A 16,721-nucleotide genomic window follows, 5' to 3' on the forward strand; every position below is an offset into this window, starting at 1 on the left:
AGGTCGTGTGTAATGAACAAAGAACAACCAGCGTTAAAACAAGACATCGGCTTATTTTTTGCCCTATCTCTTGTCATCGGAACAATTATTGGATCTGGCGTTTTTATGAAGCCTGGCAACGTCCTTTCTTATTCAGGAAGCTCAGGCATCGCCTTATTCGCATGGCTGTTAGGCGGGATCTTAACCCTTGCAGGCGGACTCACAGTCGCTGAAATTGGTACACAAATCCCACGTACTGGCGGTTTATATGCCTATCTTGAAGAAGTATACGGTGAATTTTGGGGCTACTTATGTGGCTGGGTGCAAATTATTATTTACGGACCAGCGATTATTGGTGCTCTTGGTCTTTATTTTGGTTCATTATTAGCTAATTTATTTTCTCTTTCATCTATATGGGCTACAACCATTGGCATTATCACCGTTCTTTTTTTATGTGTGATCAACATCATGGGAACGAAATACGGCGGTTTTGTCCAAGGGCTGACTACGATCGGAAAGCTTGTTCCAATTGCAGCAATTATTGTGTTTGGCTTATGGAAAGGAAATGAACATATTTTCACAGCCGTCAATGAGAGTATCGCTCAGATGAACTTCGGTGCAGCAATTTTGGCGACATTATTCGCCTATGATGGCTGGATTTTGCTTGCAGCGCTTGGCGGTGAAATGAAAAATCCAGAGAAACTGCTTCCTCGCGCGATGGCAGGCGGTATTTTAATTGTCACAGCATGTTATCTCTTTATTAACATCGCCCTTTTGCATGTGTTACCAGCTGATCAAATCGTTCAACTAGGTGAAAATGCCACAAGCACAGCTGCTACAATGCTCTTTGGTCCCATTGGCGGTAAAATTATTAGTATCGGAATCATCATTAGTATCTTTGGCTGTTTGAATGGAAAGGTTCTTTCGTTCCCGCGTGTCATTTTTGCGATGGCAGAACGAAAACAAATTCCATTTGCCAAAGCCATTTCACGCATTCATCCTACTTTTCAAACACCTTGGATCGCTGTATTTGTACAGATTTTGATTGCCATTGTGTTTATGATCGTCAGTAATCCCGAGAAGCTGTCAGAGGTTTCGATTTTCATGATTTACATCTTTTATGTGATGGCCTTTTTCGCTGTCTTTAAGCTAAGAAAACAAAACAAGGGAATGAAGCGCGCTTATAGCGTACCACTTTACCCGCTCACACCGATCATTGCGATTATCGGCTCTTTCTTTGTCTTAATCAGCACCATGATCACCGATTGGCAAAGCTGCCTGATCTCCATGCTGATCGGCATTGCCGGACTGCCGATTTATTACTACATGAAAAAAACACAAAATAAAGCAGAGCGCTAAGACAGCCTCTGCTTTATTTTTTATATTGCTTAATGACCTTATAAGATTCGTTTAAATATCTCATCAGCCGGTATGGCTTACTTAAAACCCGGATGGGGAGTCTTGAAATAAATCCATTCAGATTCGCCTTATACTCCTGCGTCATCCGCTTCGGCTTTGTGGCAATTTTTTCATATACTTCTTTGTAAAATTCCTTTATGATGTCGACTTGCACACTGATCTTCTGATGACACTCTGTACACTCAACGCTTTTCATCTGATCATTCACATAAACGATGCTGTGGAGGGTCTCTTCTTGGCACCGAGTACAGTGTAGGTTTGCTTCCATTTCGGTTTTCTTCAAGATACACAGCTCCTTTCTCGTTTGATGTTGCTCTTTTTATACAATACGATGGCTGTCAGCTGTTTATTGGACAGATGCTTCCTTTAAAATAGCTGCCGCAGTCAATTCATCGGTGACGAGCACCTGAATAAAGCCGCCGTTTAAGGCCCCTAAAATACTTTCAGCCTTATGGGTTCCTTCCACAACTGCGATGACTTTTTTCACGCTCTTTAATTGTTCTAACGATAATCCAATCACCTTTTGGTTCAGCTCATCTTGGACTGGTTTCCCTTCCCCGTCAAAGAAACGAAAACCAATATCACCAACAGCTCCTGATTGCCTTAAACCAGACAAATCCTCTTCTTTTAAATAACCGACTGTTTTTAATGTAGAGCCTTTATGCGGATTCCCAATACCGATCAGGGCAATATCGACATTTCTGCCTTCTTCAAGCACAGCTTCTATGTCCTGCATCGCCATCAGCCGCTCTTTTAATTCTTCTGTTTCTAAAATCGCAGGTGCATATAAATAGGAGCACGTACCATTCATCTTTTTTGCCAGCTCATATGCCAGCTGATTCGCATGAATGTCGACTGCCTGCCTGCCCATTCCGCCCTCTAAAGGAATGACTTTGACATTGTTTCTTCGTTCAAATGGATATTCCTTCACGAGCTCGGCAAGTGTGGTTCCCCATGAAATACCGATTTTCTCAGCGCCTTTCATGTTTTTAGAAAGATAATAGGCGCCTGCTTGACCGACTGCCCGTTTGACCATCTCAGACATTGTCCCGACACTTGGGACAACGACAGCATCCGTTAATTGAAAAGTTGTTTCCAGCTGCTTTTCAAGTTCCACTGTATGAATACTTTCGTCTTTAATGTACACTTCAACGATTCCCACATCTTTTGCTTTTTGTAAGAGCTTTGAAATGACTGGTCTTGAGACATTGAGTTTTTTTGCAATCTCTTGCTGCGTCCACCCGTCTGTATAATAAAGATGAGCAACCTTGACGAGCTGTCGTCTTTCTTCCCAATTCAGCATGTGACATCATCCTTTTAATATACTATGATTACCAGTATACCAAACATTCGTTTCTAATTGGAACAATTGTTATGAAAATGACAAAAAGAGCGATTAACTCTCCGCTCTTTTTCCCTCGCTATATTTAGGCTGATACGTTCTCCCGCCGTCTAATAACAGTATCTGTCCGTGCAAATAGCTTCCCTCGTCACTTGCGAGAAATAAAGTGACTCCAGCAATATCTTCCGGTTTTCCTAATCTCCCGATAGGAATAAGTGATCGAAGCTGACTTTTCTCAAGCTCAGTCGGATAGAGCGTATCAAGCATCTGAGATTCAATGACGCGCGGTGCAATGACATTGATGCGGACATGATGGGAACCCAATTCCTTTACAAGCGAACGCATGAGACCAAATGCCCCGGCTTTTGACGCGTAATACTGGATGCCGCCGCCAGAGCCTGTTATCGCAGATCCTGATCCAATAATGACGACGCTGCCTTCATTCCGCTCACATAGATAGGGTGCTAATGCTTTGATGCAGTAGAAAAGACCATATAGATTCACAGCCAGTGTCTTTTTCCAAAGTGAAAAATCAACCTCTAAAAAAGGAAGGGATTTCGTCATTCCTGCTGAATAGACAAGATGCCCAATACCGCCCAGCTCCCTTTCAGCTGCTGACGCCATTTGCTGAACACTTTCCCACGATGAAACGTCAGCTTGGAACGTCAGCAGCTGAGGATGCTGTTGTTTTAAAAGCGAAAGTCCCTGTTCATCTATATCTGACACAGCTACACGATGCCCTTCTTTTAAAAAACGCTGAGCAATTTCTTTGCCGATTCCTTGGGCGCCACCTACGATGAGAACTGGTTTTTGTTGATTAGCCAGCGCTCTCACCCCCATCGAGCATAATCGCTGCTCCATCTGTAAATGCGCCGTACGATGTACTTAAGAAAACCGTCATATGAGCCACCGTCTCCTTGATTTGCTCTTTGTCAGGAAGCAAATGGAGAGGCGGCGGAAGTAGTGCCAATACCCGGATGCCTTTGTCTTTAAATTCGCGCGCTAACCCTTTTGTCATGGCATTCAACATACTATTTGATGTAGCATGTGAGATCCCGCCATCACCTGTTATGCTGCCTGATGAGGAAATATTAATGATGCAGCCCTGCTTCTGATCCACCATATGCCACACAGCGGCTTGACTGGAAAGAAAGACTGTATTTACGGACCTTTCCACTTCATCGACCCATATCTCAGGACTTGCGTCATCAATCTCCTCATCTGCTTTTTGCTCGGCTTGATTGACTAAAATATCAAGCTTGCCGCATGTATCGATGACTTGTCTTAGCATAAGCGTAGCATCACGCGGTGTCTCAAGCGGATTGATGACAACAGTCGATTGGCCGCCTAATTTTTCAATGTCTTCGCTTATCGACTTTGCTTTTGATTCATCACGAAAAGCGTGTATGAAAACATGTGCACCTGCCTGGGCCAAAGCCAGACAGATGGCTTCTCCAAATCCATCTGTGCTATCTGTCACAAGTGCCACTTTCTGATGAAGCTGGACGTGCACACGGATCTCCTCCCTATCCCTTGTTTGGCATTTATTTTCTCAGCTTACTTACAATATCAAGAGCTGCTTCATAAAAGCCTTCTGAGATGGTTGGATGCGGGTGAATCATTTTGGCCATCTCTTCAGCTGTTCCTTCTAAATACATAAATGAAGAAGCCTCTGATATCATCTCCGTTACGTGCGGACCAACCATTGTAGCGCCAATGACTTCACCATATACGGTATCGTACACGAGTTTAATAAAACCGGTTTGAACACCTGCTGCCAACGCTTTTCCGCTTGCAGCTAAATCAAATCGCTCTGCTCGCACGTTTAGCCCTTTGGCTTTTGCCTCTTTCTCAGTCAATCCCACACTCGCTACTTCTGGCAATGTATAAATACATCTAGGAACGATGTCGTGATTCATTCTTTCAGGCTCGCCGCATATATTGCTAACTGCAACGGCTGCCTCTGCCATCGCCGCATGAGCGAGCTGATAGCCGCCGGCTACATCGCCAATTGCATATACACCTTCAGCACTTGTCTTCATCTCGTCGTTCACTTTAATAAAAGGACCATCTAGCTGAAGATCCAGCTGACTGACAGCAGAGACATTTGGTCTTCTTCCGACACAAACTAGCAGCCTTTCAGCCGTAAAGATGTGCGTCTCTCCTTTATCGTCTGTCGCATGAATCGCTTTGACTCCTTCGCTTTCTGTTACTTCTGTCACCGTCGTTTTCTTTGCGATATGGATGCCTTTTTTCTTCAATTCTTTTTCTAGTAATTTCGACGCTTCTTCATCTTCCTGCGGAATAATCAACGGAGCGGCTTCTATAATGGTGACTTTTGATTGGAGACTCTGGAAGATACATGCCAGCTCAAGACCAATTACACCCCCGCCAATAATGACGACAGATGCAGGAATATCTGGGATGTCAAAGATCGTATCACTTGTGTCAAATTGAATCTCTTTGAGCCCTGGAATAGGCGGAATAGCAGGTGATGAGCCAGTGGCAATGATCAACTCTTTTGTTTCAATCGTTTCTGACCCATCTTGTTTTTCAATGTCAATGCGATTTTTTGTCACAGCTGTTCCTCTGCCGTTATATACATCAATCTTTCCTTGCTTTAATAAAAAGGCGATTCCGCCCCTGAGTTTTTCGATGACATCATCTTTACGTTTTCTCATTTTATCGAAGGAAAGAACCATCTCACCTGTTTCGATTCCCCAGCTTTTTGCTTTCTCAATGGATTCAATTACTTCTGCATGTTTGAGCAGTGTCTTTGAAGGGATACAGCCTCGATTTAAACAAGTCCCCCCTAGAAAATCCTCTTCAATCAATGCAACCTTGTGTCCACGTTCAGCGGCTTGAAGGGCGGCAGTATATCCGCCAGGCCCTCCGCCAATGACTGTCAGATCATACGTTTTTGTCATCCGATTCATCTCCTACATTAGCAATTCAAATGGTTGTTCAAGCACTTTTTTAAGGTCTGTTAAAAAGGCTGCTGCTGGTGCACCATCTACCACTCGATGATCAAATGATAAACTGACGCCCATCATTGGCCGCACCTGAATTTCTCCATCGATCACTACAGGTTTTTCTTGAATGCGTCCAACGCCTAAAATCGCCACTTCCGGCTGATTAATAATTGGGGTAAACGTATCAATGGCATACATCCCTAAGTTACTAATGGTAAATGTAGACCCTTTCAACTGGTCTGGCAGTAGCTTTTGATCGCGTGCATTTCGACCAATTTCTTTTGCTTCTTTTGTGAGCTGTTTCAGCCCTTTTTGATTTGCATGAGAGATGACCGGAACCATTAAGCCGTCTTTCACAGCAACCGCAAGACCAATGTGCACATCCTCATGGAAATGGAGCTCATTTTGTTCAAACGTCATATTGATTTGCGGATGGCGCGTGAGGACACTGCTGACCGCATGGATGATGATTTCTGTAAACGACAATCTGTAGCCTGTCTCTTTTTCAATCGCTGGGAGCAGCTGTTTGCGCACTTCTTTTGCTTTTGTCATATCAATTTCACTTGTTAATGTGACGTGCGGCGCTGTAAAGGCACTTTGTGACATGCGATCTGCGATCACTTTTCTCATCCCGGCTAGTTTTTGTGTTCTCACTGGAGCAGCTTCTGCCTTTTGTGCGCCTGCTGCTGTCACATCACTCTTCATGATTTTGCCGTGAGCGCCAGAACCAGCAACATTCGCTAAGTCGATTCCTTCACGAGCAGCCACTTTTCCTGCAAGTGGTGATACGCGCTGGCCTTCCTCGTTCGTATGAAGGGCCGCTTCGACATCCCGTTTTTGAATTCTGCCTTTTGGTCCTGTACCAGATACTTCTTGAATGGCTAATTGGTGATCTTTTGCCGTTTTTCTCGCTGCAGGTGTTGCGCGTACTTTCTCACCAGTTGGTTCAACTTCAGTCGAAACAGATGGTTCAGATGGTGATGACGTTCCACTGTCTTCAGAAGATGCTTCATCTGACTGCGCTGGCGGCTCGCTCGGTACCTGCTCATTTGCCTCTCCGATATATCCAATGACAGCATTGACTGGAATCTGATCATCTGCTTCGTAATATTTCTTTAGAAAAACGCCATCATCATAGGCTTCAACCTCGATATTGATTTTGTCTGTCATAATCTCAAATAGAGGCTCACCGATTTCAACCGAATCTCCTTCTTCTTTAAACCATTGAAGCAAGGTACCGATCTCCATCGTACTGCTTAGCTTCGGCATAAATATCTCTTTTGGCATGATCTTCTCCCCCTTTACTTAAGAGCGCACGAGCTCTTTTGCTGCTTCAATAATATCTGGCACTTGTGGAATGACTGCTTTTTCCAGCGTTGGGTTGTACGGTATTGGGACGGCAAGACCGCCAAGTCGTTTAATAGGTGCATCTAAATAGTCGAAGGCTTCACTTTCCGCTATCATACTCGCAATCTCTCCGCCGTAGCCGCCTCGTTTCACTGCCTCATGCACAACGATACATTTGCCTGTTTTTTTCACAGATTCAATAATGGTTTCTTCATCTAATGGGACGAGCGTTCTCGGATCAATGATCTCGACATCGATTCCTTCCGCTTCTAGTTCCTTCGCTGCTTCGAGCGCTTTGTGCACCATAATGGCTGTTGCGACAATTGTGACGTCCTTTCCGCTTCTCTTCACATCCGCTTTCCCTAAAGGAATCGAGTACTGCTCTTCTGGTACTTCACCAATTGTTTTATATAAAAGCTTGTGTTCATAGAAAATGACAGGGTTGTCATCATCCATTGCTGCTTTTAAAAGTCCTTTTGCATCATAAGCTGTTGAAGGCTGAACCACCTTTAGTCCAGGAATATGAGCCATCCACGCTTCTAAGCTTTGGGAGTGCTGCGCTGCGGCACCTGTCCCGGAACCTGCTGGTGTTCTGACAACAAGCGGCACTTTCCCTTTTCCGCCAAACATGTAACGTGTTTTCGCTGCTTGGTTTACAAGCTGATCCATTGCAATTGTAATAAAGTCAGAGAATTGAAGTTCTAAAATTGGACGCATCCCTGTCAAAGCAGATCCGACTGCGCCTCCTGCGATGGCAGCCTCTGAAATTGGCGTATTGCGGACGCGTTCTGGACCGAATTCCTCGATCATTCCGCGCGTGACACCAAATGCGCCACCGTATACGCCGATATCTTCACCTAAAATGAAGACATCTTGATTTTTTCTCATTTCCTGACTCATTGCTTCTCGAACGGCTTCTAAATATGAAATCTCTCTCACTGTCGTGTTTGTCACGTGATTCCCCTCCTAATTAGGCGTATACATCCTCTAATAGTGTGTCAATTGATGGTTCTTTACTATTTTTCGCAAATTCAACAGATGCCTCGATCTCTTGCTTCGCTTCTTCTTGTAAACGAGCAGCCTGTTCTTCTGTCAGAACATCTAGCTCCATTAAGAGTGACTTAAAGCGTTTAATTCCGTCTTTTTGTCTCCATTCTGTCTCTTCTTCACGTGTACGGTATTTTTTCGCATCACTCTTTGAGTGGCCTTTCCAGCGATACGTTTTCATTTCAATGAGTGATGGCCCTTCTCCAGCTCTTGCACGGCTTACCGCTTCATCTACTGTATTCATGATCTCAACCATGTCATTTCCATCAACTGTTTTCCCTGGCATTCCGTAGCTTTCTGCTCTTGTTGAGATGTCTTCAATGTTGATCATTTCTTTCACAGGACCAGACATGCCGTATTGGTTGTTTTCACAAATAAACACAACAGGTAAATCCCAAATGGAAGCAAGATTCAGCGCTTCATGGAAGCTGCCTTCATTTGTAGCGCCGTCTCCGAAGAAACAAAGGACCACAAAGCCTTCCTTTTTCATCTTGGACGTGAGCGCCGCACCTGTTGCAAGTGGAATACCGCCGCCAACAATTCCATTTGCCCCAAGGTTTCCTTTTTCTAAATCGGCAATATGCATGGAACCGCCTTTTCCTTTGCAGTAACCTGTTTCACGTCCGAACAGTTCAGCCATCATTTTATTGACCTCTGCACCTTTTGCAATACAGTGACCATGTCCGCGGTGTGTACTGACAATCTTATCTTCATCCTTTAACACAGCAATAGATCCAACAGCCGATGCTTCCTGTCCAACACATAAATGGGTCGTTCCATGGATTAATCCTTTAGCAAAGAATTGATCGACCTTTTCATCAAAATATCTTACTAACCACATTTGTTTATATAAATCTGCTAATTTCTCATGACTAATCTGTTCAGGCAAAGTGATTTGTTTTTGCATTTCTTCTCTCCCCTTTACATTTGTTCTTATGTGTTACATTTGTAATTATCATACGTTTAACTCTCATTGAAGTCAAGCATTTCCGTTTATTTTTTAAGCGTTTTCATCTTTTTTCAGAAAAAAAGAGAAAGGCAAAGCCCTTTTCCAAAGACCTTCTCTTTCTCTCCATCTCGTACATTCTCATTCATCTGGATACATCATGATTTTGACGCTTTCACCTTCTGGATGCCTAGCGCATTCTATCGCCTGACGAAGCTGACTTAATGGATATCGATGCGTCACCATTTTTTCTGTATGAACGACCTTCGCTTTTAAGAGCTCCAGCGCTTCACGATAATGGTATGGATGCGAGGAATAAGCTCCGACTACTTTTACTTCATCATGGAAAAAACGTTCTGCTGGAATGGAGACATCCCCTTTCGGAAAGTGAGCAAAGACCAAAATCGTTCCGCCTCTTGCAACAGCTTGAAATGCTTCTTTTAAAAGCGCACTGCTCCCCACAGAAATAATGACAAGATCCGCTCCCTTTCCATCTGTTTCTTTCATGACGCGGTTTTCTACTGGCTCAGATGCTGGATGAAAAGCGACGTCCGCCCCAAGATTTCTTGCTTGACGGAGCCTGTTCTCATTTACGTCTGTGATCAACACTTTTCCAGCCAAATAATATTTGGCAAGCTGTAATTGAATGCAGCCAATTTGTCCCGCTCCAAGAATCAAGACCGAATCTCCAGGATGAACGGGCGCCCTTTCAAAGCCGTGAAGACAGCAGGCAACCGGTTCGACCATCGCTCCTTGTTCATATGAGACGTCATGTGGGAGTTTGCCCATTGTATGCTTCACATGTAAAGCAGGAACACGAATATATTCCGAAAAACCGCCCGGCTCTACATTTGTGGCTGCAAATTGCGGGCACATTGTATAAAATCCTCTTTGACAAAAGTCACAAGTGAAACAAGGGACATGATGCGCTACATACACCCTGTCTCCCGTTTGAACATGTGTGACGTGACGGCCTGTTTCGATAATGTCACCAGCGATTTCATGCCCTAGCACTGTGCCAGGAGGTACCGTCTCATGTGTCGCTTTATAAATATCCGTCCCACATAACCCGCAGGCACGCATTTTTAATAATACTTCATCATCACCAATGGCTGGCCGCTTCCGCTCCTCGTAACGAATGTCCTCTGAAGAATAAAAGACAGCTGATTTCATTTAGCCGCATCCTCCTTTTCATCACATGTCGCAAGACTCTGCAAGGATTGAACGAGCTGCTTGTACTCACTCATCTCACTTGAAATCCAGTAGCGTCCGCCAAATATTCGCGCAGGTCCCACTCTGACATATACTTTCCCGATATGAGGATATGGTTTTAAAAACAATTTTCCTTTAATATCGGACACGGCATATGTGTGCCACCTGCCAAACGCACCTATTTTCAGCTCATTTTCACTAATCATGATATTCGTTGGCTGATTCAGGCCAGTGATGCTAGAAAGCATAAGGATAGGCAGCGTATAGACACCTAACACAGCTAATGGCTCAGGTCCTGCCGACATCAACGTATAAAGAGACCAGAGAAAAAACACACATATTAACAAGGCCGGAAGGAAAATAGAAAACATGGCAGACGTTCGGCTATAAGCATGCTGCTGCATGAGAGCTCCCCCTTTCAAATGACATGGAAGGAGCTTTCGCAGCTCCTCCACGCAATCATCGTTCACTTAATATGATCGATAATTTTTTCAATATCTTCTTCAATGCCAAATCCCGTTAAAAAAGATAACGTTTGAATCACAGGCGTTCCTTTTGTATCACTAACAGGCGTTGTCGTCACAATTAAATCAGCACCCTCCGCTTTCTGCGGAACCTCAGATGCCTTACATTGTTCAACGATGACATCGTATCCTTTTTCCTTTAATGTCTCTTCTACCTTTTTTGCCACAACCGTTGATGTCGCAACTGCCGTTCCGCAAGATACTAATATTTTTTTTGCCATGAGAATCCCTCCAGCTCGTTTATTGATCTTTCTGATCTAAGCCCATTTCTTTTGCATACTGCTTTTTAATATCATTTCGCACCCAGTACCAAAGAAGCGCATATGCCAGTGCACAGATAATCGCTGCAATGAAGTAAGGATTGCTCGGATCAAGAAGTCTCACCATGATCCAAGGAATGACGTGTGAACCAAGATCGATACCAGAGATCATATTTGCCCCTTCTGGGAAGTCGAAACCAACTGCTTTCCCCATTGTTGTGGCGAGTGGTGCAAGGTTCGTTGCAATGAAGAAAACAATCATTAAAGTAAAAATACTGTTAATGAGGCCGCGAATAATATTCCCACGAGCGGCTGCTACTGCCCATACTACTGTAAATGGCAGAACCGATAAGTCTGCAAACGGCAGCATACCATTGTAAGGAAGAACGACAGCGAGCAAAATGGTGATTGGCACCATCAAAAGGGCTACAGCCATATTCGCTGGATGACCAATGACAATCGCTGTATCCAAACCAATATAGACATTTTTTCCAGGGAAACGCTTTTGAATATAAGAACGAGCACCCTCAGAGATTGGAATAAGTCCTTCCATTAATAAAGCAACCATTCTTGGCATTAACACAAGCACTGCAGCCATTTGAATTCCAAGGGTCATGACACCTTTTGCATCATAGCCCCCAAGAAGACCAATAATGATACCAAGTATAAGACCCATTACAAGCGGTTCACCAAAGATGCCAAAACGTTTTTTCAAAGTTTCTGGATCCGCATGAATTTTGTTTAGACCAGGGATTTTATCAATCACGCGGTTTGACGCATACATGAGCGGAGCGAAGTTAACCGTTTCAGCATGAGCCATCGATACGCCTTTTAATCCGAAATGGTGTTCAATCGTCGGTGCCGTCCAATCGGCGAGTTTTAGTGTAATCGCAGAAACGATTAAACCAACGGCAAGAGCTAAGAACATATTATGATAAGCGTAGTAAGTAACAGAAGCAGCGAAAATCAAATGCCAGAAATTCCAAATATCCACATTCAATGTTTTCGTAAAGTTAACAGACAGCAAAATGACATTTAACAAGAGCACAAGAGGAATCATCAAAGGGGCAACAGGTGTACCAAAAGAAATGGCGGCTCCAATCGGCCAACCGACATCTAAAATATCAAGCTTTAATCCAAGGGAATTGACCATGGCTTTGGCTGCTGGTCCAAGACCGCTTACAAGTAAATTAATGACAAGATTGACCCCGACAAATCCAATTCCGATGGTAATACCTGCACGGAAGGATTTTTTAAATCCTTGCCTTAAAATCATACCGAATAACGTCATAATAATTGGGAGCATAATTGTTGGCCCTAAGTCTAAGATGAAATCGACGGCTTGCTTGATCATACATCCACCTCCTGATTTTAAATAAAGCGCTTACATTATGTCGTGAATAGCTATTGGTTTAATTCTTTTTGAAGTACATCAACAGCTTCTTCATACGATGTCATGTGAGATAAACTTGTCATTACTTCTTCTTTTCTGAAAAGCGTCATCAGTTTCTCTAACATCACGAGCTGCTTACTAGGTTCAGAGATTGCCAGAACGAACACAATTTTGGCTTGAACTGTCTCATGAGGGCTTCCCATCTTATGAAAAATAACAGGTTCCTTTAATGTCGCTACACTGATCGCCGGTTTGTTTACATGTTCAGGATCTGTATGGGGAATGGCTACCCCAAAGGTCGCAAGAGGAAGACCGGTCGGATATGTTTTTTCTCTTTCAAGCACTGCTGGTAAAAAGCTCGATTTAATATATCCACCAGTTTCTAACCTTTCTGCTAAATAGGCAGTCACCTCCTCACTTGAAGATGCTTCGTATTGCAGCTCAATCAGCTGTTGATCTAACTCAAACAAGCTGTTCAAACAACCACCCCTTTCATTTGGTATAAATATGAACACATGTAACAAAAAGAATGAACATTTTAAAATAGAACCTTTTGTAAAGCGCTTACAAATAGATGTTTTATAAAATGTTCAATACTGTTACCTTTGTAAAGATATTATAATATTCGAAATTATAAGTCAATGTTCCTAGGAGAATTTTTATAAAAAAAGATGCAGCTTTTTGCCGCATCTCTTTTATTACATCACATCAACTTCTTGTTAAATATGGCTTCCTATATCTAAAAACTCAGCTACAAAAAGGTTGTCTGTCTGCTCTGTCATTTCTTTTTTTGTGCCGATTTTTTCGATTCTGCCCTCATTCATCACCACAACACGATCAGCGATATCAAACGCTTCTTCTTGATCATGCGTCACAAAAATGGTCGTCATTTGAAATTCTTGATGAACTTTTTTCAGCCAATGTCTTAAGTCTTTTCTCACCTTTGAATCTAGTGCACCAAAAGGTTCATCTAAGAGAAGAGCTTTCGGTTTGACGGCTAGAGCACGTGCAAGTGCTACACGCTGCTTTTGTCCACCTGACAGCTGCTCTGGATAACGATGTGCATACTGCGTTAATTGAACGACTTTCAGCAACTCATGCACGCGCTCTTTGATGTCTTTTTTAGGCAGCCTTTCTCCTCTAGGTTTCATCTTCAATCCATAAGCCACATTATCAAATACCGTCATATTTCGAAAAAGCGCATATTGCTGAAAGACAAAACCAATTTGCCGTTTTCGCACTGGGATGTGAGTATAATCCTGTTCTCCAAATAAGATCTGCCCTGTATTCGCATCATCAAGCCCTGCAATAATTCTTAATAAAGTCGTCTTACCTGATCCAGATGGTCCTAGTAAGGATATTAATTCCCCATTTCCGATCGTCAAATCCACGTTTTGCAAAACCTTCGTCTGCCCAAATTGCTTTGATATTTGTTTCACTGTAATCCCCAAGGCTGATCCCTCCATTTATTTTGAACGCTTGCCAAGCCTATGATCTCTCTGCTGAATGATCTGCTTGATGATTAATGTAATGACCGCTACAAACGCCATGAGAGAGGCCACAGCAAAAGCCGCTTGGAATTGATACTCGTTGTATAGAATTTCTATATGAAGCGGCATCGTATTCGTCATTCCGCGTATATGACCAGATACAACCGACACTGCACCAAATTCACCAATTGCCCTAGCCCCTGCTAAAATGGCGCCGTAAAAAAGGGCCCATTTTATATTTGGAAGTGTCACAAGGAAAAAGGTCTTCCACCCACTGGCACCAAGCGTAAGCGATGCTTCTTCCTCATGAATGCCTTCATTTTGCATAAACGGAATTAACTCTCTCGCAACAAAAGGAAATGTCACAAAGATGGTCGCAAGAATCATCCCCGGTACAGAGTAAATCACTTTCCATCCATTTGCTAAAAGCCACGGTCCTAAAAGTCCATTTGAACCAAATAAAAGTACAAATACAAGTCCTGCAATGACAGGTGAAACCGCAAACGGAAGATCAATGACAGTCGTTAACAAACGTTTTCCCGGGAAATGAAATTTTGTGATGAGCCAAGCAGCACTGATCCCAAAAATCATTTGAAGCGGCAATGTGATCATCACAATGAAAACAGTCAATTTAATTGCCGCAAGCGTGTCTGGATGTGAGATGGCAAGAAGATAAGAACTCCATCCTTTCTCAAAAGCCTTTGAAAACACAGCAATCAACGGCATGAGTAAAAACAAAATCAAAAAAGCATACACCACACCAATCAACATACGCTTCACCGCTTTTGATTCCGTCACAGGACTCCTGTACTTGATGCGGTGCTCTTTAAGAAGCTCCCTTTCCAATCATCTCACCTCACTTCCACTTGTTTTTTCCGCTCGACAAACCACTGCAATCCGTGAATCAATAACAAAATGACAAATGATAAGAGCAGCATGAAACAGGCAATAGCTGCGGCACCTTGATAATCATACTGCTCAAGCTTAGACATGATCATCAGTGGTGTAATCTCTGTTTTAAACGGAATATTTCCCGCTATAAACACAACGGAGCCATATTCACCGAGTGCTCTTGCAAATGCAAGAGCAAATCCAGTCAGCACCGCTGGAAACAAGGCAGGCAGCAGTACATGAAAAAAGGTCTGTTTTCTTGTAGCACCAAGTATGGCTGCGGCCTCTTCCACTTCCTGCTCAAGCCCTTCAATGACCGGTTGAACCGTTCTTATGACAAATGGAATGCCAATAAAAATCAGTGCCAAAATAATCCCGAGCGGGGTGTATGCCACCTTCACATGCAAAAATTGCCCAATCCACCCATTCGGAGAATAAAGAGTCGTCAAAGCGATGCCAGCCACTGCCGTTGGAAGAGCAAACGGCAAATCGATGAGGGCATCTAGGATGTTCTTTCCTGGAAACGAGTACCGCGTGAGAACCCATGCGATCAGTACACCGAAACCTGCATTGATGAGTGCAGCTGCAAAAGAAGTCGTAACCGTAAGCTGCAGCGACTTTAGCACCCGCGCATCACTAAAGACATTCCAAATTCCTTCTGCTCCTAATGAAGCCGTCCAAATAAATACCATAGATAAAGGAATCACGACAATCGCACTGACATAAACAAGTGTCACTCCGAGACTCAGCCCGAATCCAGGCAATACACGTTTTCTTTTATTGGCGGCAGTATAGCCTTTCTTCATCACGTCGCCCCCTATTTTTGTCCGCTATATATTTGATCAAATAATCCGCCATCATCAAAAAATCTTTTCTGCGCCTTTCGCCATCCGCCAAATGCCTGATCAATGGTCACCATATCAATCTCTTTAAATTGATCTTTATATTTGTTTAGCACTTCTTGATTTCTTGGTCGATAATAGTTTTTAGCCGCTATTTCCTGTCCTTTTTTAGAATACAAATAATCTAAATAAGCCTTTGCCACTTTCTCTGTTCCTTTTCGTTTCACATTTTGGTCGACAACGGCAACGGGCGGCTCTGCTAGAATACTAATGGAGGGACTGACAATCTCAAATTTGTCTTTACCTAATTCATGCAGTGTTAAATAGGCTTCATTTTCCCAAGCAATTAACACGTCACCAAGACCGCGCTCGACAAAAGTTGTTGTGGCGCCACGAGCACCTGAATCGAGTACTTCGACATGCTCATATAACTTTTTCACAAAATCCTTCGTTTTTTCTTCATCCCCATGAAAGGTTTTATCGGCATATGCCCATGCGGCTAAATAATTCCATCTTGCACCGCCTGACGTTTTTGGATTTGGTGTGATGATGGATACACCTGGCTGAAGCAAGTCATCCCAGTCTTTAATATTTTTGGGGTTTCCTTTCTTCACAAGAAACACAATCGTAGACGTATAAGGTGTGGACTGATTTGGAAATTCTTTTTGCCAATCCTTTGAAAGTAGCCCTCGATCTGCAATGGCATCAATGTCGTACCCAAGAGCAAGTGTAGCCACGTCTGCTTCGAGTCCATCAATAATCGATCTCCCCTGCTTACCTGATCCTCCATGAGACTGCTGTATCGTCACATCTTCACCGGTTTTGTCTTTCCAATAAATCTGAAAGGCTTGATTGTATTCCTGATACAATTCACGTGTAGGATCGTATGACACATTCAACAGCTCAATCTTTCCCTTTTGATTTGAGGCTTCATTCGCATTTGAGCATGCAGCACTTGTGATGATGAAAAGTGTCATCGCAATAGACATCCATATCCATTTTTTCATGTTATCCGCTCCCTTTCACATTGAATAGTGACACCAACCTTGCCGTTTTC

18 protein-coding genes are annotated in these 16,721 nt (G+C 43.2%); 1 reads left to right on the forward strand and 17 read right to left on the reverse strand.

Annotation, left to right across the window (positions count from 1 at the left end; genetic code table 11):
• The first annotated feature begins 12 nt into the window (after window positions 1–12).
• A complete protein-coding gene (locus LCD34_RS18265) occupies window positions 13–1,338 on the forward strand; it encodes an APC family permease (RefSeq protein WP_019743458.1) in 1,326 nt (441 codons plus the stop codon).
• 13 nt (window positions 1,339–1,351) lie between these two features.
• Here the strand turns inward: LCD34_RS18265 and LCD34_RS18270 are convergent, their stop codons facing one another.
• The 17 genes from LCD34_RS18270 to LCD34_RS18350 form a co-directional block, all read right to left on the reverse strand.
• Window positions 1,352–1,681 carry a hypothetical protein gene (locus tag LCD34_RS18270; protein ID WP_017359142.1) on the reverse strand — a complete coding sequence of 110 codons (330 nt, stop codon included), beginning with the start codon at window positions 1,679–1,681 and terminating at the stop codon, window positions 1,352–1,354.
• Between the two features lie 63 nt (window positions 1,682–1,744).
• Entirely contained in the window at window positions 1,745–2,701 is a 957-nt protein-coding gene (locus LCD34_RS18275; RefSeq protein ID WP_224559811.1) for a sugar-binding transcriptional regulator, read from the reverse strand.
• A 93-nt stretch (window positions 2,702–2,794) separates the two neighbouring features.
• Window positions 2,795–3,580 (reverse strand): SDR family NAD(P)-dependent oxidoreductase, encoded by a 786-nt coding sequence (locus LCD34_RS18280; protein ID WP_224559834.1) that lies wholly within the window; start codon window positions 3,578–3,580, stop codon window positions 2,795–2,797.
• A complete protein-coding gene (locus LCD34_RS18285; protein ID WP_224559812.1) occupies window positions 3,558–4,253 on the reverse strand; it encodes an SDR family NAD(P)-dependent oxidoreductase in 696 nt (231 codons plus the stop codon). Before LCD34_RS18285 ends, LCD34_RS18280 begins: the two co-directional genes overlap by 23 nt.
• Window positions 4,254–4,284: 31 nt before the next feature.
• Window positions 4,285–5,667 (reverse strand): dihydrolipoyl dehydrogenase, encoded by a 1,383-nt coding sequence (gene lpdA / locus LCD34_RS18290; protein WP_224559813.1) that lies wholly within the window; start codon window positions 5,665–5,667, stop codon window positions 4,285–4,287.
• Window positions 5,668–5,679: 12 nt separating this feature from the next.
• Window positions 5,680–6,999 carry a dihydrolipoamide acetyltransferase family protein gene (locus tag LCD34_RS18295; protein ID WP_224559814.1) on the reverse strand — a complete coding sequence of 440 codons (1,320 nt, stop codon included), beginning with the start codon at window positions 6,997–6,999 and terminating at the stop codon, window positions 5,680–5,682.
• A gap of 18 nt (window positions 7,000–7,017) precedes the next feature.
• The gene (locus tag LCD34_RS18300) at window positions 7,018–7,998 is read right to left on the reverse strand and encodes an alpha-ketoacid dehydrogenase subunit beta (RefSeq protein ID WP_224559835.1); all 981 of its coding nucleotides are present in this window, start codon (window positions 7,996–7,998) and stop codon (window positions 7,018–7,020) included.
• Window positions 7,999–8,029: 31 nt separating this feature from the next.
• A complete protein-coding gene (gene pdhA / locus LCD34_RS18305) occupies window positions 8,030–9,013 on the reverse strand; it encodes a pyruvate dehydrogenase (acetyl-transferring) E1 component subunit alpha (RefSeq protein WP_008346257.1) in 984 nt (327 codons plus the stop codon).
• Between the two features lie 180 nt (window positions 9,014–9,193).
• Window positions 9,194–10,225: an alcohol dehydrogenase catalytic domain-containing protein gene (locus LCD34_RS18310; protein ID WP_041092293.1), complete on the reverse strand. Its 1,032-nt coding sequence runs from the start codon at window positions 10,223–10,225 to the stop codon at window positions 9,194–9,196.
• On the reverse strand, window positions 10,222–10,668 hold the full coding sequence (locus LCD34_RS18315) for a hypothetical protein (RefSeq protein ID WP_224559815.1): 447 nt from the start codon (window positions 10,666–10,668) through the stop codon (window positions 10,222–10,224). The genes LCD34_RS18310 and LCD34_RS18315 overlap by 4 nt, the downstream gene beginning before the upstream one ends.
• Before the next feature lie 62 nt (window positions 10,669–10,730).
• Window positions 10,731–11,009, reverse strand: coding sequence for a PTS sugar transporter subunit IIB (locus tag LCD34_RS18320; protein ID WP_008346262.1), 279 nt, complete (start codon window positions 11,007–11,009; stop codon window positions 10,731–10,733).
• Window positions 11,010–11,028: 19 nt separating this feature from the next.
• Window positions 11,029–12,402: a PTS galactitol transporter subunit IIC gene (locus tag LCD34_RS18325; RefSeq protein ID WP_035700436.1), complete on the reverse strand. Its 1,374-nt coding sequence runs from the start codon at window positions 12,400–12,402 to the stop codon at window positions 11,029–11,031.
• 50 nt (window positions 12,403–12,452) lie between these two features.
• On the reverse strand, window positions 12,453–12,920 hold the full coding sequence (locus LCD34_RS18330) for a PTS sugar transporter subunit IIA (protein ID WP_008346265.1): 468 nt from the start codon (window positions 12,918–12,920) through the stop codon (window positions 12,453–12,455).
• Window positions 12,921–13,160: 240 nt separating this feature from the next.
• Window positions 13,161–13,892: a sulfate/molybdate ABC transporter ATP-binding protein gene (locus LCD34_RS18335; protein WP_224559816.1), complete on the reverse strand. Its 732-nt coding sequence runs from the start codon at window positions 13,890–13,892 to the stop codon at window positions 13,161–13,163.
• Between the two features lie 15 nt (window positions 13,893–13,907).
• Window positions 13,908–14,777: a sulfate ABC transporter permease subunit CysW gene (gene cysW, locus LCD34_RS18340; RefSeq protein ID WP_224559817.1), complete on the reverse strand. Its 870-nt coding sequence runs from the start codon at window positions 14,775–14,777 to the stop codon at window positions 13,908–13,910.
• A gap of 5 nt (window positions 14,778–14,782) precedes the next feature.
• Window positions 14,783–15,628 carry a sulfate ABC transporter permease subunit CysT gene (gene cysT, locus LCD34_RS18345; RefSeq protein ID WP_224559818.1) on the reverse strand — a complete coding sequence of 282 codons (846 nt, stop codon included), beginning with the start codon at window positions 15,626–15,628 and terminating at the stop codon, window positions 14,783–14,785.
• 11 nt (window positions 15,629–15,639) lie between these two features.
• The gene (locus LCD34_RS18350; RefSeq protein WP_224559819.1) at window positions 15,640–16,671 is read right to left on the reverse strand and encodes a sulfate ABC transporter substrate-binding protein; all 1,032 of its coding nucleotides are present in this window, start codon (window positions 16,669–16,671) and stop codon (window positions 15,640–15,642) included.
• Window positions 16,672–16,721 lie beyond the last annotated feature (50 nt).

Source organism: Bacillus sp. RAR_M1_44 (assembly GCF_020165935.1).
GTDB classification, from domain to species: Bacteria; Bacillota; Bacilli; order Bacillales; family Bacillaceae; genus Bacillus; species Bacillus altitudinis.